The organism is Sutcliffiella horikoshii (genome assembly GCF_008180725.1).
GTDB classification, from domain to species: Bacteria; Bacillota; Bacilli; order Bacillales; family Bacillaceae_I; genus Sutcliffiella_A; species Sutcliffiella_A horikoshii_B.
Window position 1 is genome coordinate 1 of sequence record NZ_VTEV01000009.1, and the last position, 19,360, is coordinate 19,360.

General features: G+C 37.7%; 20 protein-coding genes. 18 read left to right on the forward strand and 2 right to left on the reverse strand.

Translation table 11 applies throughout. The features are described from left to right. The 8 genes from FZC76_RS18900 to FZC76_RS18935 form a co-directional block, all read left to right on the forward strand. Positions 1-234: IS3 family transposase (locus tag FZC76_RS18900; RefSeq protein ID WP_148989734.1), on the forward strand; the 234-nt coding region annotated here is incomplete at its 5' end. A gap of 524 nt (positions 235-758) precedes the next feature. After that, positions 759-1,508 carry an anthrax toxin lethal factor-related metalloendopeptidase gene (locus FZC76_RS18905; protein WP_148989735.1) on the forward strand — a complete coding sequence of 250 codons (750 nt, stop codon included), beginning with the start codon at positions 759-761 and terminating at the stop codon, positions 1,506-1,508. Between the two features lie 107 nt (positions 1,509-1,615). Then, positions 1,616-2,410: a thymidylate synthase gene (locus FZC76_RS18910; RefSeq protein ID WP_148989736.1), complete on the forward strand. Its 795-nt coding sequence runs from the start codon at positions 1,616-1,618 to the stop codon at positions 2,408-2,410. Then, positions 2,407-2,901 carry a dihydrofolate reductase gene (locus tag FZC76_RS18915; protein WP_148989737.1) on the forward strand — a complete coding sequence of 165 codons (495 nt, stop codon included), beginning with the start codon at positions 2,407-2,409 and terminating at the stop codon, positions 2,899-2,901. Before FZC76_RS18910 ends, FZC76_RS18915 begins: the two co-directional genes overlap by 4 nt. Positions 2,902-2,926: 25 nt before the next feature. Beyond that, positions 2,927-3,637, forward strand: coding sequence for a lysophospholipid acyltransferase family protein (locus FZC76_RS18920; protein WP_148989738.1), 711 nt, complete (start codon positions 2,927-2,929; stop codon positions 3,635-3,637). 68 nt (positions 3,638-3,705) lie between these two features. After that, positions 3,706-4,371: an SOS response-associated peptidase gene (locus FZC76_RS18925; RefSeq protein ID WP_148989739.1), complete on the forward strand. Its 666-nt coding sequence runs from the start codon at positions 3,706-3,708 to the stop codon at positions 4,369-4,371. Positions 4,372-4,461: 90 nt separating this feature from the next. After that, entirely contained in the window at positions 4,462-4,713 is a 252-nt protein-coding gene (locus FZC76_RS18930) for a DUF2535 family protein (RefSeq protein ID WP_148989740.1), read from the forward strand. 123 nt (positions 4,714-4,836) lie between these two features. Next, a complete protein-coding gene (locus FZC76_RS18935) occupies positions 4,837-5,679 on the forward strand; it encodes a DegV family protein (RefSeq protein ID WP_148989741.1) in 843 nt (280 codons plus the stop codon). Between the two features lie 50 nt (positions 5,680-5,729). On the opposite strand, the gene FZC76_RS18940 is transcribed toward FZC76_RS18935, so the two are convergent. Further along, the gene (locus tag FZC76_RS18940) at positions 5,730-6,245 is read right to left on the reverse strand and encodes a PCYCGC motif-containing (lipo)protein (protein ID WP_148989742.1); all 516 of its coding nucleotides are present in this window, start codon (positions 6,243-6,245) and stop codon (positions 5,730-5,732) included. A 127-nt stretch (positions 6,246-6,372) separates the two neighbouring features. Then, positions 6,373-6,633 carry a hypothetical protein gene (locus FZC76_RS18945; protein ID WP_148989743.1) on the reverse strand — a complete coding sequence of 87 codons (261 nt, stop codon included), beginning with the start codon at positions 6,631-6,633 and terminating at the stop codon, positions 6,373-6,375. 134 nt (positions 6,634-6,767) lie between these two features. Between FZC76_RS18945 and FZC76_RS18950 the strand changes: the two genes are divergently transcribed. The 10 genes from FZC76_RS18950 to FZC76_RS18995 all read left to right on the forward strand — a co-directional run bounded on the left by FZC76_RS18950 (position 6,768) and on the right by FZC76_RS18995 (position 19,358). Next, the gene (locus FZC76_RS18950; protein ID WP_148989744.1) at positions 6,768-7,748 is read left to right on the forward strand and encodes a nucleoside hydrolase; all 981 of its coding nucleotides are present in this window, start codon (positions 6,768-6,770) and stop codon (positions 7,746-7,748) included. A 127-nt stretch (positions 7,749-7,875) separates the two neighbouring features. Then, positions 7,876-9,348 (forward strand): spore germination protein, encoded by a 1,473-nt coding sequence (locus FZC76_RS18955; protein WP_148989745.1) that lies wholly within the window; start codon positions 7,876-7,878, stop codon positions 9,346-9,348. A gap of 9 nt (positions 9,349-9,357) precedes the next feature. After that, positions 9,358-10,467, forward strand: coding sequence for a GerAB/ArcD/ProY family transporter (locus FZC76_RS18960; RefSeq protein WP_262372732.1), 1,110 nt, complete (start codon positions 9,358-9,360; stop codon positions 10,465-10,467). Next, positions 10,464-11,588 (forward strand): Ger(x)C family spore germination protein, encoded by a 1,125-nt coding sequence (locus FZC76_RS18965; RefSeq protein ID WP_148989746.1) that lies wholly within the window; start codon positions 10,464-10,466, stop codon positions 11,586-11,588. The genes FZC76_RS18960 and FZC76_RS18965 overlap by 4 nt, the downstream gene beginning before the upstream one ends. A gap of 119 nt (positions 11,589-11,707) precedes the next feature. Further along, positions 11,708-14,149, forward strand: coding sequence for a hypothetical protein (locus FZC76_RS18970; protein WP_148989747.1), 2,442 nt, complete (start codon positions 11,708-11,710; stop codon positions 14,147-14,149). After that, the gene (locus FZC76_RS18975) at positions 14,146-15,078 is read left to right on the forward strand and encodes an ABC transporter ATP-binding protein (protein ID WP_148989748.1); all 933 of its coding nucleotides are present in this window, start codon (positions 14,146-14,148) and stop codon (positions 15,076-15,078) included. The genes FZC76_RS18970 and FZC76_RS18975 overlap by 4 nt, the downstream gene beginning before the upstream one ends. After that, complete coding sequence (locus FZC76_RS18980) at positions 15,078-15,923, forward strand: ABC transporter permease (RefSeq protein ID WP_148989749.1); 846 nt, start codon at positions 15,078-15,080, stop codon at positions 15,921-15,923. The genes FZC76_RS18975 and FZC76_RS18980 overlap by 1 nt, the downstream gene beginning before the upstream one ends. Before the next feature lie 7 nt (positions 15,924-15,930). Continuing rightward, positions 15,931-17,481 (forward strand): hypothetical protein, encoded by a 1,551-nt coding sequence (locus FZC76_RS18985; RefSeq protein ID WP_148989750.1) that lies wholly within the window; start codon positions 15,931-15,933, stop codon positions 17,479-17,481. Beyond that, positions 17,482-18,489 carry an AAA family ATPase gene (locus FZC76_RS18990; protein WP_148989751.1) on the forward strand — a complete coding sequence of 336 codons (1,008 nt, stop codon included), beginning with the start codon at positions 17,482-17,484 and terminating at the stop codon, positions 18,487-18,489. 5 nt (positions 18,490-18,494) lie between these two features. After that, complete coding sequence (locus FZC76_RS18995; protein ID WP_148989752.1) at positions 18,495-19,358, forward strand: DUF58 domain-containing protein; 864 nt, start codon at positions 18,495-18,497, stop codon at positions 19,356-19,358. The last annotated feature ends 2 nt before the right edge of the window (positions 19,359-19,360 follow it).

A 19,360-nucleotide genomic window follows, 5' to 3' on the forward strand; every position in this document is an offset into this window, starting at 1 on the left:
GATAAAGCAAAGATGACTCATAGTATGTCCCGAGTGGGACGATGTATTGATAATGGACCAATAGAGTCTTTTTGGGGGACATTGAAATGCGAGAAGTATTATTTAGAGAAATATGAAACGTTTGAGGACCTTAAAGAGGCGATTGATGAGTACATTCATTTTTATAATCATGACCGTTATCAAAAACGATTAAACGGCCTTAGCCCTTTAGAATACAGGGCTAAGACAGCTTAGTCTTGTTTTATTATTTCGAGTGTCTACTTGACGGGGGGCAGTTCAATATGAAGACCTCCGTGAGGAGAAAAAAGGAAGAGAGAAGTCCTCACCGTCGATATGAAGACCTCAGCGACGAGAAAAAAGGAAGAGAGAAGTCCTCATCGTCGGTATGAAGACTTCAGCGACGAGAAAAGAAGAGGAGAGTAGTCCTCAAGGTAGTAATGATGACCTTGATGACAAGGCAATAAAACAAGAGAATCCTTCGTTCGTCTGCGGATGAAGTGCAAAGACAAGGTCCGGCCAATGTTTCAAAGCATTTGAGACCACGATTTAGTTTTGGCAGTTACCAAAGGGTAAGTGCATTCTTGTTAAGCAAATTGGAAAAAATTAATCACTTTTATTAAGAAGAGATTACAAAAATGTCATTCCAATTAAATGCCAAGATGATATAATACTATTATAATAGAATTGAATTTTCTAATAATTTAAAGTTCAACATGTAAGTTCAACATGCTACGGACAACTAGAGAAGGTGAGGAAAGATGAAAAGACGTTTATTAGCAATAGTACTATTAATTACATTTACAATTATTCCGATATATTGGAAAGCTTATGCTAGTTTGGACGCGATACCACTAAAACAGTTCAAGTCTTCAGAACTCGATTCCCACCTGAAAGATATTGCTAATCGAGAAACACTAAATCAACTTATCTATCTTCCTCCAGGGGATTTTTCAAAGGAAGATGCAGCAAATATGATCCGTCACGTTTCCAACATTCCCCCACACATTTTACACGTTCTGGTTCAACAGAATGTTCATTTGTATCTATTTAATGGAAATCTTACCGATGTGGAAGGGTTTGAACATCTACATGGGGTAAAGCCTAGAGGATATAGCAATCAGGGCTCTAACTGGGAAGATGTTCCTGGAATTGGAGGTTCTAAGCTAGTATTGGCAAAGATCGGACACAGTAATAAAGGTTTGGGGCATGGTTCTATTAATTTGGAACTACATGAACTGGCACACTCCATTGATCGTTATGTTTTAGGTAATATCCGATATAACCAGACATTCTTAAAAGCATGGAAAAGTGAGGTCTCTTCCTTATTTCCAAACAGAAATTATTTTTACACTTTTCCAGAAGAATATTTCGCAGAAACATTTGCCATGTACTACTTAAATGATGTGTCTAGATTTGAATTAGCAAAACACGCACCACACACATTCCTATTTTATCAAAACATGGAGAAACTACCTGTTACTAAAAACCTAATATCTAACTCTCACTAGAAAAGCATTCTCATGAATGTTTTTCTTTTTTGTCTTACTAGCAAATTCGTATGACTTTTGTGATAGAATGTACTAAGAATAAAGACAGTTCAAGAGGTGAAGATGGAATGAAACAATATTTGGATTTATGCAAACATATATTACATAACGGCACCGAAAAAGGAGACCGGACAGGAACCGGGACAATTAGCACATTTGGTTATCAAATGAGATTTGACCTTCAGGAAGGGTTTCCATTAGTAACTACGAAAAAACTACACTTGAAATCAATTATTCATGAACTACTCTGGTTTTTAAATGGAGATACAAATATAAAATATTTGCAGGATAATGGTGTGAGAATCTGGAATGAATGGGCAGATGAAAACGGAGATTTAGGCCCGGTTTATGGGTATCAGTGGAGGTCATGGCCAACGCCAAATGGAGAAAGCATTGACCAAATTGCTAACTTAATAGAGCAGATTAAACAAAATCCAGATTCAAGAAGACTGATTGTCTCTGCATGGAATGTGGCGAATGTCGACTCTATGGCATTACCGCCTTGTCATACTATGTTCCAATTTTATGTGGCTAACGGAAAATTGTCTTGCCAATTATATCAGAGGTCAGCAGATGTTTTTCTAGGTGTACCGTTTAACATTGCATCGTATGCTTTACTTACCATGATGGTCGCGCAAGTCTGTGACTTAGAGCCTGGTGAATTCATTCATACATTAGGTGATGCACATATTTATTCCAACCATATGGAACAAGTCAAGTTACAAATAGAACGTGATCCTAAAAAATTGCCAAAAATGAAACTAAATAAAGAAGTTACATCGATCTTTGATTTTAAATACGAAGATTTTACACTTGTGGATTATGATGCACACCCACATATTAAAGGGGTTGTCAGTGTATGATTTCCATTATTGTAGCTACAGACAAAAACAACCTAATAGGCAAGGACAACGACCTACCATGGAGAATTCCTGCAGACTTAGCTTATTTTAAGCAGGTAACGCTCGGTAATACGATTGTGATGGGTAGAAAGACGTATGAGTCCATCGGAAAGCCGCTTCCTAAAAGAAGGAATATTGTACTATCAAGGCAAGATTACCATGCAGATGGTTGTGAAACACTTCATTCTATAGAAGAAGTTGTAAACATGGATGAAGCGGGAGAAGAACTCTTCATTATCGGAGGGGCTCATATTTTTAAGGAAGCACTCCCTTTCGCAGACTTTTTGTATTTAACATTTATTGATGAAGAATTTGAAGGAGACACATATTTTCCTGAAGTAAATGAAAAAGATTGGGAATTAATCTCTAGTGAAAAAGGCATAAAGGATGAAAAAAATCCTTACGATTACTATTTTAAAAAGTTTAAAAGAGCAGGTACATTAGACAAATAGATGTGGTTTTTAGGGAGAGAAAGAAATGTTACGTACGATATGGTGGTTTGTTTATTTTTTCGGCTACTTAATTTACAGCTTGCCGACTATTAAGAAAGTGCAAAAAATAGACACTCCAATGACAGTGGAAGAAAAAGATACCATAATTCATCAAAAACCCAAACACTGGGCAAAAACATTGGTGAAACTTACAGGTTCTAACATTGAGGTGGTAGGTCAGGAGAAAATTCCTAGCGGGCCAGTACTTTTTGTAAGTAACCATCAGGGTAATTTCGATGTCCCGATACTAATTGGTTTTTTAGAAAAGCCACTTGGTTTCATTTCCAAGATAGAAGTAAAAAAGATTCCATTTATTCCAAGATGGATGGAAGCAATGAACTGTGTGTTTATTGATCGCAAGGATAGAAGAAAAGCCGTCCAGTCTATAAGAGATGGGATTGAAACTCTGAAAAAAGGCCATTCTTTGGTTATTTTCCCTGAGGGGACTAGAAGCAAAGGGAACGTAATGGGAGAATTCAAAAAAGGTGGTCTTCGTCTGGCAACAGATAGCAAAGTGCCAGTTGTTCCTATTACTATTTCCGGATCTTATAAAATAATGGAAGAAAGCAAAATAGGTTTCCAAGCAGCAAAAGTCAAAGTAACCGTACACGACCCAATTTTCCTACCACAAGACGAAAAAGTCGACGGCAACCAACTAGGAATCCAAATCCAAGAAAAAATCAAACAGGTATTATGATCTGCAGCCACTACAAAATTAGTGGCTTTTCCTGTAAAATAAATACATAAAAAGGAAGTGTGCAGAAAATGTGTGGAAGATTTTCATTAACAACAGAACTTCATAAGTTGGAAGAACGGTTTTTCCTTGAAAACACAAACAACCTTGAATATAGTATCAGCTACAACATCGCACCTGGACAACCCATTTTAGCCATTGTAGAAGGAGAAAACCAAAACAGAGCAGGTTATCTCCATTGGGGCTTGGTGCCAAGCTTTGCAAAAGACAAAAAAATTGGATACAAAATGATAAACGCACGAGCAGAGACATTACATGAAAAAGTAAGTTTTCGAAAGCTTTTGGAAAGAAGAAGATGTATCATTCCAGCAGATGGTTTCTTCGAATGGAAAAAGCAAAACGGAGATAAAAAGCCCATAAGGTTTACAAAAACTAATGAACAACCCTTTGCTTTTGCTGGACTATGGGACCGTTGGGTTACAAAGGATGAAGAAATGGTCAGTTGTACATTAATAACGACTAGACCAAACAAGCTTGTTGAAGATGTTCATGATAGAATGCCGGTGATACTTAAAGAGGAACATGAAAAAGATTGGCTTTCTAGACAAGAACTCACAAGTAGTCAGTTAGCTACTATGTTGCAACCATTCAATGCTGAATTAATGAAATCTTACGAAGTATCGTCTATCGTGAATTCCCCAAAAAATAATGGTCCTGAATGTATCAAAACTATCTGAAAATGTTTTATTTTGTCTACCGAAAGTTTACACTTATTTGAAATTTTAGGGTATAATGATGATAAACGGGTGAAAAAGAGGATTGATATTTTGCTATGGAAAAGCCTAGAGTTCACGGTTAATGAGGGACAGAAGGTAAAAGTCATTGAAATTCCAGTATTGGAGGACGATAGCACATATCATTTTATGGTTCGAATCAGATTGGAGAAGTATATTAAAATAATCCTATCTGAGAAGGAGCCAAAGCAGATCTATTCTTTCAAGGAATATTTGCGAACAGTATTAAAATGGCCGGACTATTGTAAAGTTATAAAAACAGATATATTAAAAAATAATGCTTAAACTTATGTTAATGTGATAATATTAATACAGGGCGTATACCCTGTATTTTTTTTGTTCCAAGTTTGAGCAAGCCCAGTGGGAAGGTATAATAGTAAAAAGGATATAATTGGGGAAGTGAATGTAATGACAAATGTAAAGATTGTGACAGATTCAACTGTAGATATTGAACAGTCCATCATTGAAGAGTTAAACATAGAAATTGTACCGTTATCCATTACGATTGACGGAGAGTCATACATAGACCGATTTGGAATTAAGCCTGATGAATTTATGGAAAAAATGAAACATTCTATTGAGCTGCCAAAAAGTTCGCAACCTGCTGTTGGATCATTTGTCGATGTGTACAACCGTTTAGGTGAAGATGGTAGCAAAATTCTCTCCATCCATATGACCGGAGGAATGAGTGGAACCGTCGGATCTGCTGAAAGCGCGGCTAATATTAGTGAGAGCGATGTAACGGTAATTGATTCAAGATTCATTTCTTTTGCTTTATCTTTTCAGGTAGTGGCTGCAGCAAAAATGGCCAATGAGGGGAAAGAGTTGCAAGAAATAATTAATAAGTTGAATGATATTCGTTCCAATACTGAACTGTATCTTATGGTAGATACATTAGATAATTTAGTGAAGGGTGGCCGAATTGGTAGAGGAAAGGCACTCATTGGATCTTTATTGAACATAAAACCGATTGCTTCTTTGGCAGATGGAGTCTATACGCCTGTAACAAAGGCAAGAAGTCATTCACAAGTAATTAAGTATTATACAAAGCAATTCAAAGAAGATATTGCAGGTAAATTGGTGAAAGGCATTGGAATCGCGCATGCCGGATCATTAAAACAGGCACAAGCTTTAAAAGATGCCCTTTATGAAGCTTCCGGATTTGAAGACATTCAAATTGCTTATACTACCCCTGTAATCTCTACACACACAGGTCCAGGTGCATTAGCATTAATGTATTATGCTGAATAGAAAATAAAAAGGGTAATGGAAATGTCGACATTTCCATTACCCTTTTTATTTTATCCATTTTCTGGTTTAGGTGTTGGAGTAGGTGTTGAATAACCCTCTTTATAGGCTTCGTCAATCATAAGTCTTATTTCTTCTACACTCTTACCCTTGCTGTACTCCATGACAGAAGTGGCTGCAATTTCTAAACAGACCCCACATCTTGTGCCGTGGTCATCCCAGGTAAGGGAACCATCTTCCTTATTTTCATACACAAAGCAATTATAACTGCTTTTATGTCCAGCGGAAGTGCCACAACCACAATAACACGGAATATATTCGAGAACCTCCTTGTGCTGTGCTGCGGCTGAATAGATAAGTTGCATATCTTCTGGCTTGTCCTTCAAAAAAGAAGGCAGAACTTCCACAGAAGCCGTTTCTTCCCTAAGATCTCCTTGGAAAAAGGAGGGTTTCTCGTTATGATGGTGTTGTTCTTCCTTGTGTTGAGCATTGTTTTCTTGCGTTCCAGTTTTGGAACAACCCACGGTTAGAATGATCATACAGGAAGCAGCTAATGCCAATTTTTTCATAAATAAATTACACCTCGTTCACATAAACTGTACCATTATACTATAACATAGTGAAGTACAGAAAAATCTAACACTATTGTGAACGAGGCATGTAACACTGTTACTGCAGGTTAGTAACAATGATATTTTACCAGAATAATAGACCGCCTAAAACGACACCTGTTACGAATGCAAGCGGGACTGCTACAGGATTATATCCATATCCTCCGTAATATCCACCCCAAAAGCCCATGCCATATCCACCGAATCTATTTCCGCCCGTTGGTTGAATGTAAACGTGACTTGGTGATACTCTAACAATTCTTCCATGATGAGATGAACCGTCACGACATCTCACGGTCACCATTTGCCCCTGGTAACGACGACACTGATTATAAAATTGAGACATGTTTCCTTCCTCCTATCCTATTTAATCACTAATAGACTATTCGCCCCCCGTCCCATGTGCCTGTATGTTTGTCTTGGTTTGTCTTAATCTAAAGTGAAAATATTATGGCACCTTAATATAGAGGAGGGATAAGTTTGAAGAAAAAAGTGCTGCTTTTTGCTGATTTTGGCATAGATGATATCATGGCAATCATTTATGCCTATTATGAAATACATGTAGAAATTGTCGGTGTGGTAGCAGAATACGGCAATGTTGATAAAAGAACGGCTATCAGAAATGCCAGATACCTCCAAAGGAATACTGGAAGATACGATATTCCTCTTATTGGAGGAGCTGAACGGTCTATGACAGGGGAACCTCCAATCTATTATCCAGAAGTGCATGGTCCGGAAGGGTTTGGGGGGTATGTACTTCCTGAAGATTTTCAAGCAGAAGGTGATGTTTTTGAAAACTTCCATCAGATTTATGATATTATAGAAAAATTTGATGGCGAGTTAAATATAGTCTGTGTAGGTAGATTAACCTCTCTGGCAACCTCTTTTATCCTTTATCCTGAAACAGTGGCAAAGGTAAGCGATATATTTGTAATGGGGGGAACATTCAATTTTCCTGGCAACGTTACTCCTGTAGCAGAAGCGAATATATATGGTGACCCTTATGCAGCGAATATTGTTTTTAATTTTGCAAAAAACTTGACCATTTTTCCTCTTAATGTAACTCAAAAAGCTATCTTGACAGCAGAAATGGTGAATGAAATAGAAATTTTAAACAAGGAAAAAAATAGCCAGTTAGGATCAATAATCAAGCCCATGATGGACTATTACTGGCAATTCTATAAGTCTCAGATTCCTACTATTCCTGGAGCTCCATTACACGATGTGGTGACATTGTGGGGAGTATTTAATGAAAAGCATATTAAGTATGAAAGAAAGCCAGTAAAGGTAGTCACGTCACAAGGTTCTGCATTTGGGCAAACTATTGGAGATTTTCGTGATTTCATACAATTAGCTGAATATCCTGTTCATCGAATAGCGATGGAATTTAACTATACAGCATTTATTAACCGTGTTATAGCAGTCTTGACAGTAGAACTAAATAACCACCAATCTCTTTAAGTCGGCCATATCATAGGGTTGGCTTTTTTATTGCTCACTTTATAGAACTACATTATAGACATTTTCATAAAATTACGTATCTTGGTAAGCCTACATTTATATGGGAGAAAATAAAAGGGTGGTCCGCATGGAGAGAAGGAATTTAACTACATACGATATATGCGATCTTCAGGACTTTTTTAAAAAGACCTTTCATGACAGTCCTGATTTGTATTTTTATGAAATGAAAAGAAATCAAGTATCAATTCTTTTCATTTACATGAAGAACCTTGTTGATACTAATGTACTGAATCAATCCATTCTTCCTACTATAATCGATAAAACTAAGGACAATTCCTTAGATTTGCAGGAATTGATTTACCAATTGCACACAACTCAGTCTAAGCTGACGGAAGATATGGATGAAATGATCCATAAGCTCTTGGATGGATATGTAGTGTTAATTACACCAAAGGCTGAGAAAAGTTTATTGATAAACGTTAGTAAAAAAGTGGAACGGAGTTTAGAGAAAGCAGAAACAGAATCGCTTGTCTTTGGCCCCAAAATTTCCTTTACTGAGTCCATAAGTACAAATATTAGTATTATCAGGCAAAATATTATTTCCGAAGACCTTTGTACAGAAAAAATGGCGGTCGGTAAAAAGAATGAAACGGAAATAAGAATCGTTTATTTAAACGGGATGGCAGAAGAGGAATTAGTTCAATCATTAAGGGACAAGATTAATTCTCTTCAAGTAAATGACATACTCGATACCTCCGTATTAGCACAATTAATTGAAGATAACAGTTATTCTATCTTTCCGCAATTTGTTCAGACGGAACTTCCTGATAGAGTTACATACAGCGTAGAAAGGGGAATGGTTGCGGTTTTTGTGGACAGGAGTCCTATGGTAATGCTTGGACCTTCTTCCCTGTTTAATTTCTTTGAATCGACAGAAGATGTATATATGCGTTGGAATATGGGAAGCTTTATCCGGTTTCTCCGTTATGTCACCATGTTTCTTTCTGTTATTCTGACTCCAGCCTATGTTGCCATCATAACCTATCACTATGAAATGATACCTTCTACTTTGTTGGTTTCTCTTGGGGAGTCAAGATCTAAAGTTCCTTTTACACCAATCTTTGAAGCCCTTTTGTTGGAAATCATGATTGAATTGCTAAGAGAAGCAGGTGCTCGGCTTCCGACGAAAGTAGGGCAAACAATGGGTATAGTAGGGGGGATTGTGTTAGGACAAGCTGCGGTAGAAGCGGGTTTTACGAGCAATATCCTCATTATTGTTGTTGCTTTGAGTGCACTAGGTTCCTTCACTGCTCCTAGTTATTTGATGGGTACTGCTGTCAGAGTCATGAGATTTCCAATATTAATACTGGCAGGAATTTGGGGCGGCATTGGCATTAGTTTTGGCCTTTGTTTCATATTGATTCATTTAATTCGCTTGACCAGCATGGGTGTACCTTATCTTAAACCGGTCTATCCTTTTGATAAAAATCATGCAATGAACACCATTTTACGGATGCCGATCCATTTGATAAGGAAAAACCCGAACAAGGAAGGTTTTTTTTCTTTTCGAAAGGAAGTCTCTCAAGACATAGATGAATAAGGTGAATAAATGATAAGTACTACAAATACGAAAAAGTCATTTTTTTTATCAGCCTATCTGATTTTTTTTATCATCCATACAAACCAAACTGGTGTGGGAATAGCCGGAGTTCAACGTATCATCTTTCTCGAAGCTGGGCAGGATGCGTGGATTTCCCTCCTTATTAGCTATATAGGAATGGCAATTGTCGTGTTTGCCATGTGTTATACACTTAAAACGTTCGAATCGAAGGACCTTTTTCAGATTCATAAGTTACTGTTTGGAAGATGGATAGGCAATGTGCTGAACATAATTTTGGTTCTCTATCTTTTATTAGGTCTAATGTCTATGCTTTTAAATTATACGGAAATTGTACAGGCCTGGGTATTTCCTGATTTAAAGACTTGGGCGATAGTGTCGCTATTACTTCTTATTTCTATTTATGGGGTGTACGGAGGCATAAAAACAATCGTTGGAGTCAGCTTTTTAGGATTCTTCTTAACCATATGGCTAATATTCATGTTAGTAGTACCGCTTCGATACATGGAATGGACGAATTTTTTGCCTATTTTAGAGGCATCACCAAAAGAACTGCTTAAAGGTGCTTATAAAACTTCCTTTACAGTTCTTGGATTAGAGATATTGTACTTCGTTTATCCTTACATGAGAGATAAACATAAAGTCCATAAATACGCTCAATTAGCAGTGTTTTTTACGTTCATCCTTATTTTTGCAGTAACTTTCGTGGGGATTGGATATTATAGCGGGGAACAATTGGAAAAAACGATATGGGCTACCTTATCCATGTTTAAGATAGTACAGTTCCAAAATTTAGAGAGGTTTGAGTTTTTTGCCGTCTCTCTGTGGCTTGTTATCATTCTTCCTAATACCCTATTTTTGCTTTGGGCAGCATCGAAAGGATTAAAAAGAATATTTAATCGAAGGCAAAAGAGCTTGGTCATTCTTTGTAGTGTGATTGTGCTTATATGTTCCTGTTTTTTTCAAAAGCGCACAGAGATCAATGAGTTTGTTGATTTTGTGGGGGTGTTTGGGTTTTATACGATCTTTGTTTACTCCATTATACTCTCGCTTATCGTATTTCTAAGAGAAAAGGTGAAAGGGGTGAACCGGAAGAGATGAGAAAAATTATCTGGTTATGCGTGATTGTCATCTTAAGTGGGTGTGTCGCACAAAAACCATTGGAAGAACTCGGTCTAATAACAGCAATGGGCTATGATAATGAAGATGACATGGTAAAAGGTACTATCATATATTATGAATTCGACCCCTTACATCCTAATAATACAAAAATGGTTACGACACTAGCTCATACAAGTAAAGGAATACGACAAAAAGAAAACCTTGCTTCAAGTAGAAGGCTTGTATCCGGACAATTGAGGGTGGCGATTTATGGAGAAGAATTAGCAAAGGGAGGGATAATTTCCATTATTGATACCCTTTCACGTGATGCAGAAATAGGAACAATGTCTTTTCTTGCAGTAAGCAAACCTCAGGCACATGACCTTCTTCAAATGTCTCAAGATTCGGAAGATGTAACGAATGCGGGTACTTTTTTATACGACTTAATTACTCAAAATGTAAATGGGGACACGTTACTATCTCCGACTCTTCATGAATTTATGCAGTGCTATTATAGTGAAGGACGTGATCCTGTACTTCCTCTATTGAATTTCAAGGATAATACAATCATTATAGAAGGTTTATCGTTATTTCAAGATGATAAAGTTGTTGGTGAATTGGATAGTAATGATTCCTTCTATATAAAACTGCTGCTTGATCCTTTTGAGGCGGGTAATACAGAGATAACTATCCCTAAAGAACAATTAAAAGAATTTATTCTAACAAGTAATAATAAACAGGAGGACAGTGTATTTGTTTCACTTGATCATCTCAGAAGTGATACGGCCATTAAGCTAAAAGACAAACAAGTACCATCTTATTCGATAGAAATTAATGTGAAAACGCGAATGCAGGAGATATCAGAAAACTATGATTTGGGTAATCCTGAAGCCATCAAAAAATTGGAAGAGGCGATAGGTAAAGATATGGAAGGAAAGTTAATGCAGGTATTGGAAAAAAGCAGGGAAATGGGAGCGGACCCGGTTGGTTTCGGAAACTATTATCGTGCCAAAGTAGGATATGACTCATTCAGCAAAGAGGAATGGAGAGAACGCTATCAGAACGCTAAGTATACAATAAGAATAAATGTGGAAATATTACGAACCGGTGTGATGGATTAAAAAGAAGAAGAGAACCCTTCTTTTTTTATAAAATTTGAAACTTTTTCCTAAAGTGTTACGTCTTAGATATAGTTATTTGAAAATAGAAAGAGAGATTGTCACATTTAGGGGGAAAAAACGTGAAAGCATGGTTGTTGATTAAAAAATGTCTGCTCTTGATGGTTATCGGATTATTTATTTATCCGTCATTTTCAAACGCTGAAACAAACTTAGAAGTGAAAGTGGAATTTGGTGTAGACAATAAAGTGCAGATGGGCAAGGGACACCAAATCAGGATTGATTTGGTGAATAAAGGGGATGCGATAAAAGGGGATGTCGTTGTTTTTACAAGCCCTACATATAATATGGCCGGAAGTTATGTGATCCCGGTTGAAATAGAAGCAGGAGGTTCCAAAACGTTGGAACTTGCAGTAAAAGGGACCTCCGATCATATGTCTTATAACTACTCCGGTACAAGAAATGACTTTGTCAGTTTTTATGAGGGTGGAGTAGAAAAAGGAAAAGAAGTGAAGTTAAAAGGCAATGCAAATGCTCAGCCAAGGTATATCGGGGATAATAGAGTCGTTCTAGGTGTCCTAAGCAATAACCATGATGCCGTAAACTTTTTGAAATTAGTAAAATATCAAAACGAAAGTATGGAATTACTAAATATCAAAAGTGAGAATATTCCAAATGAATCTTATGGACTCGAATTGTTTGATGTTCTTTTAGTTCATGATTTTCCACTAGCCACATTAACTGCTCCACAGCAACAAGCAATTAAAGACTGGGTAAATAATGGTGGATCCTTGATGTTTGATACAAAGGTAGGTCTGAGTCAAGATTTAGGAGATTTGCAGGAATTTCAGCTGCTGGATCCTACGAATGAAACGTCACTATTGAAATTGAATGAGAAAAGTAGTTTTCCAGATCTTCCTATATTCACTGGAAACATTATTAAGGAAAATGCTACTGTTCTGACAAAGGATGGAGAAACCCCCATCACACTTATGATGAACACAGGGACAGGGACAGTAACCCAAATCACAAGTAACTTGGCTTCTCCACTTTTGGGAGAATGGAGTGAAATAAACACATGGTGGAGTAGTGTCCTTCAAAAGGTTACTACTAAGAGTCCAAATCACTACAAGATGCCTGTCATGGAAGAACTATCTCACCAATTAAGCCCAATTGGCGAAGCTTTTCCAGGCTCAATCGTTTCAGTTCCACTATTAATCGGTGCTTTTGCTATTTATCTAATTTTAGTTATTCCTGTTTTGTATATTATTCTGAAGAGAACGGACAAACGAGAACAGGCGTGGTGGATCATTCCAACCATAGCCATCTTAACTAGTATTGCAGTTTTCGGGATTGGTGCTAAGGACAGAATTTCAGGAACGCAAGTAAATGAAGCTAGTATACTCCTCTTGGACAATGAAACGGAAACTGCCAGTGGCTATGGGGTAGCGAGCATTCTTACGAATAGTGGCGGTGATTATAGGATGGAAACTGGAGAAAACACCACACTTTTCCCAATGACTTACGGCTATAACGAAAATTTTGAATTAATGAAAAATTACGCATATGTCAGTTCTTTATCTAAAGGAACAGATATCAGGTTTAATAATGTGGAATATTGGTCAACACGTACAAGTATCGGAAATGTTAATGCTTTGCCGTTAGGGAAAATTGAACATGCTATATCTATGAAAGACGGAAACGTACAAGGGACAATTTCCAACCAAATGCAGTATGAATTAAAAGACGCATTTATCCTATCAGGTCGCAACTCTGAACCACTTGGAGATATTAAAGCAGGGGAAACAGTGGATCTTGAATATGAGGTGTCTGGAGGAAACGTCGCCAATGCATTGACTGCACCGAGCAGTACTTCTGCAACAAAGGCATTCCCTAATTTCCAGAGTTATTATAATCAGGGACCTGGGGCAAATCAAATTGAAAAGGATGAGCTAGAAGACTATAAAAAGTTTCAAATGCTAGATTTACTTGTCAACAGAAAAGATATTTTTTCCATAGCCTCTCAACCTATTCTGGTTGGTTATGTTACAGAAGGAGTAATGAACACAAAGGTGGATGGGAAATCAGGAAAATCAAATGCCTCTCATCTTGTTGTTTTACCAATTACGATTACTAATTCAGGTGGAGGAAGTTTTAGTTTTGCTGAGGAACATTTATCACCAAGCATACAGGTCACAGAAGGTGAAACTGGCATGGTCCACCATAACGGTTTACAGTTTGGCGAAAATTACCTATATCTAGGTGGAGGGACTTATGATTTCAACTACAGCCTACCAGATATGGTCGACATTACAAAAGATGAAATGACCGAAGTGAAAGTTAAACTTCGTACAAGAGACGGTAGTGTAGAGTACTCTATTTACAACCATAAAACGGGTGAAGCCGAATTGCTTGAGAATAAATCTTCTATCACATTAGAGGGAAATCTCTCCGATTATTTCGATGAACAGGGAAGCATGACGGTTCGTTTACGAGTTCCAAATAATTTTGATATGGATATACAATTGCCGGGAGTACAGGTAGAGGGAGCGTTAAACGAATGATAGAAACCATTAATCTTACAAAAAAATATGGGAAATTTACAGCGTTGGATTCCTTGAACTTAAAGGTAGAAAAAGGTACAGTATTTGGTTTTGTTGGTCACAATGGAGCAGGGAAATCCACCACATTTTCCATACTCTCTACCCTTCTCGCACCTACCTCTGGGACTGCTTTTGTAAACGGATATGATGTTACGAAGAATCCTAAAATGGTTCGAAAGTATATTGGATATATGCCTGATTTCTTTGGAGTTTATGATCAGTTCAAAACAGATGAATATCTGGATTTCTATGGAGCAAGTTACGGCATCCCTTTAGAGGAAAGGCAAAAACTGATACCTCAGCTTCTTGAACTTGTCAATTTAACAGATAAGAAAGATGCCTATGTAGATGTATTATCGAGGGGAATGAAGCAGCGTCTTTGTCTTGCAAGAGCATTAATACATGACCCCGAAGTATTAATTTTGGATGAACCGGCATCAGGATTGGATCCAAGGGCAAGGATTGAAATGAGGGAAATTTTAAGAGAATTAAAAACCATGGGGAAAACCATCATGATTTCCTCTCATATACTGCCAGAACTTGCAGAGATGTGTGATGAAATTGGTGTTATTAATGGTGGAAAGCTTGTTGCTACTGGAAGAGTGGAAGAAATTCACCAACAACTGCAAGCCAATAAAGTTCTGAAAGTACTCATTCTGAAAGATATAGATAAAGCTATCAAATTCTTTGAAGATATACCTAGTGTCTCTAACATTCAGCTAAGTGAACAACGATCAAATCTGCTATCCTTCTCATTTGAAGGGACAGATGAAGAACAAGTTGATTTACTTAAGAAAGCACTAGATTCAGGCGTAATGATTCTTAGCTTGAGCCAAGAAGAATCTAACCTGGAAGATATCTTCTTAGAAATTACAAAGGGTGTGGAATAATGAAAGCTCAACTTATTAACCCCATGTTAAATAAAGAGTTCAAATTACGCTTCAGGAGTTTCAAAAGTTTCCTGGGAATTTTATTCTACCTCGGTGTACTTGGTCTGATCGCCTTGTTCTATATCTATATGGAAACAAGATACAATTCAATGGGCATGTTTCGTGCTGAAAATAGTAAAAACATGTTCATGATATTAGCATTTGTCCAACTCGCCTTAATTTTCTTTATGACACCTGGATTGACAGCAGGAATTATTAGCAGTGAGCGGGAAAAGCAGACGTTAAATATTCTCCTGACGACACAGCAATCATCTACAAGCATCATAGTCAGCAAGTTAGTGTCATCCCTATCATTTTTACTGTTGATTGTAATTTCCAGTTTGCCGTTATATAGCATTGTCTTTTTATTTGGAGGAATATCACCGAAACTTTTGCTGATGACTTTCGGAGTATATTTGCTCTCCATGGCTACTTTAGGTAGTATAGGAGTTTTCTTCTCCACATTAATTCGTAAAACGATTGTAGCCATGGTTTGTACGTATGGTGTAGCCTTTTTCCTTGCAGCGGGGACAGCAATCATTACGATGTTCACCATTAGTTTTACGCAATATGGTGCAACAGGTCCACAGGCAAACCCAATACCGTACTTTATTGCCATGTTTAATCCCTTTGGTGTCATGTTAGCGCTGTTTGAGCCTGGTGCAGCCATGGAATTAAAGAATGTAACAGGAATAGATTTACACCTGGGTGTAGGTTTGATCATTTCATATATCTCCACTTCTATCATCTTGATTTTGCTAAGCATTAAAAAGTTACGCCCAAATATGAAACCAAGTAAAGGGTAGATAATCCATGAAGGAAAACGATCTTATAGTTAGGTTTCTATTTTCCATAAGAAGAAAGCTTAGAATCCAACGTATGTCTAAACAGGCGCAATATGCGATTTTGGCATTTTGTGTCAGCTTTTTAAGTGTGCTCATCGTTGCCAGAATGGTGGTAACTCCGTACTTAATCGAAAAAGCTCTCTGGTTGGGAGGGATTGTTTGTATAGCAGTTTTCCTTCTCTACTGGAGAAAAAGACCCTCGACTTGGGATGCAGCAAGATATTCAGATGCCTTTTTGGAAGAGGATAGACTTACCACGTCCCTTGATTATGTGAAGGATACCTCCTTGGTCGCACAACTTCAGCGCAAAGAGGCATATGACCATCTTAAGAAAAAGGAACAAGCTATTAAAGAGGCAAAATTACGGCATGTACACCCAAAAGTACTTTTTATGTCGTTATTAACATCATGCCTCATTGCTCTTTTAATTTTGTTTCCAAATAACAAGATGCAAGAAGCCAAGGCTGTAGAGGCAGAACGAGAAATAATAGAGGAAACCCTCGATAAAGTGAAAAAAGATGCCGAGGACATGAAAGATAACAAAGGATTAAAAGATGAAATAGAAGAGCTTAAAGAACTTAAAGATGAGAAAGATGCAGATGAACTATTAAAAGAACTAATGGAAAAAGAAAATAACTTAGCTGAAAAAATGAAAAAACTGCAAGAAAAGGAAGCAAACTTAATAGAACTTGCAAAAGAACAACCAGAAAACTCTATGGCAAACCTTGCGTTAAATCACAAGAATGAAGAGTTAGAGAAGCTTCTTAATGAAATGAAGAAAAATATTAAATCCTTAACAGAAGAAGAGAGAAAAGAGCTATCCGAACTATCAGAGAGCCTCTTAGACCAAGAAGAAATGGACTTGGAGGAAATATCTGATGAGGAATTAGAAGCATTGTTGGAACTACTTGAAGAGCTATTGCAAGACATTTCTGCACTGTCTGAAATGGAAGCATTACAGAATGCACTTCAAGCAGCTGCTTCAAATCAATATGGGAAAATGTCGCAGGCTGGGTTAAACCCTTCTAAGCTAACTTTATCTAATTCAAACAACCCCACCACGTCTAATCAAACTGCCCAAAATTCCAACCAAGGCCAAGGACAGAACCAAGGTCAGGGTCAAGGTCAGGGTCAAGGCCAAGGTCAGGGTCAAGGCCAAGGTCAGGGTCAAGGCCAAGGCCAAGGACAAGGACAAGGACAAGGACAAGGACAAGGACAAGGCGGGGGAGGACTTGGTGCAGGAGTAGGTGTTGGTGAGCAAACATTTACGGTTCCTTCAAACATTAATAGTGAAATACAGAATGAAACGGATGGGGGTCCAACTGGGGAAGGGCAGTCTCAATACGAGGATGCTCCAGACTCTCCTACACTAAGAGGGGAAGCAAGACCGTATGAAGAAATATTCTCATCTTATGAAAAGTCCTATAGAGAATCACTGGACAGAATGCAATTGCCTTCAAGATTAGAAAATGTGGTTAAACAATACTTTAGTGAAGTGGATCCGAAGGGAGCAGATTAAGTGATCAGTTTGGAAGAGAAAGAAAAAGAACTGAAATATTATCAGGATACATTGCAGGAAGTGAAACAAGAAATAGGAAAAGTGATTGTTGGGCAGGAGGAAGTTATCGAACAACTGATTTGGGCGATGGTGTCAGATGGGCATGCCTTGCTCGAAGGGATGCCAGGTGTAGGGAAGACCATGCTTATTCGAACGATATCAGAAGTTTTAAGCTTTGATTTTTCAAGGATACAGTTCACACCTGACTTGATGCCATCCGATATTACCGGAACTAAAATGATTGAAATTCATGAAAATGGGAAACAATCCTTCGTTTTTCATGAAGGTCCTATTTTTTCTAATATTGTTCTTGCAGATGAAATAAACCGGGCAACTCCTAAAACACAAAGTTCCCTTTTAGAGGCAATGGCCGAAAAAACCGTGACCATCATGGGGGAAACAAGGAAGGTATCATCCCCATTCTTTGTATTAGCAACACAAAACCCTATTGATATGGAAGGAACTTATCCGCTCCCGGAGGCACAGATGGACCGTTTCCTTTTGAAAATTAATATGGGCTATCCAAAGAAAGAAGAGCTATATGAGATCATTAAAAGGACTACAGGAACGGAATTCTATCATGTTCAAAAGCTCCTAGATACAGACAAGATGCAAAAAATACAGTTGGCTGTAAAGGAAATACTAGTTTCACAGGATTTGTTAGACTATACGGTTCAGCTAATCATGGCAACTCATCCAGAAGAAGAACATGCCAGTGAACTTGTAAAAAAATATGTACGATACGGTGTAGGCCCTCGCGGTGTCCAAAGTTTAATTAAGGTAGCTAAAGCTAGAGCATTCTGTTCAGGTCGATTTCATGTCTCCAAAGGGGATATCAAACATGCCGCCATTCCAGTCCTTCGTCATCGCCTGTTCTTAAATTTTGAAGGGGAAGCTTCTGGGGTGAAAGAAGATCATATCTTAGATGATGTTATTCAATACACTGATAAAGTCTTGAATGTAAGGTAGCTCTCATGTTGAATTCTATGATAACCAAGCAGCTACAGGCTTATAGCCTTCAAGCAGGTAAGCTAAAGAGAAGCTGGCATAAAGGAACAAGAAAGTCGACAAGGTTCGGTGCATCTCATGATTTCTCTGATTATCGAATGTATGAGCAAGGAGACGATCTTCGGCAAGTGGATTGGAATATCTACGCACGTACGCAAAAGCATTACATTAAACGGTACTTAGATGAGCAAGAGCTCTCAGCTTCCATTTATCTGGATTGTACGAATTCCATGGCCAGTTCTTCTGATAAATGGAAACTAGCCAAAACACTTACAGCTTCATTTGCTTACATAGGGCTAAGTCAGGATGATCGTATATCCATTATTGATGTTCACGGTGAGCAGGCTCCCTACTTATATCGAAAAGGAAAAGGTCACCTCTTTCAGATGATGCAATATGTGGAGGACATACAACCAAAAGATACCTCCCTACTATTCTCTGAAGCTGCTTTAAACCATATTCAAAGGAAAAGCAGTGTATCCATCGTCATTAGTGACTTACTAGAGCCTCTTGACTCGGTTATTCACACTTTGAAAATGATCCAAGCAAATAGACAACAAATCTACTTGTTGCAAATATTGGAAGAGGATGAAGTCAATCCAAGTTTTGATGGCGACTTTATGCTGATTGACAGCGAGACACATCAGGAAGTGAATGTAACAGTTTCAGATTTTACAAGAAAGAATTATAAAGAAAAAATGCAACAAAGGAAGGAGATCCTGGAAGGTTTTTGTTTTGAAAGGGGAATCTCCTACCTTATGTGCCATACAGGAGAGAATGTGGAAGATATTTTATTTAAAAGGATGACCTCTAAAGGTTGGATTAGGTGATG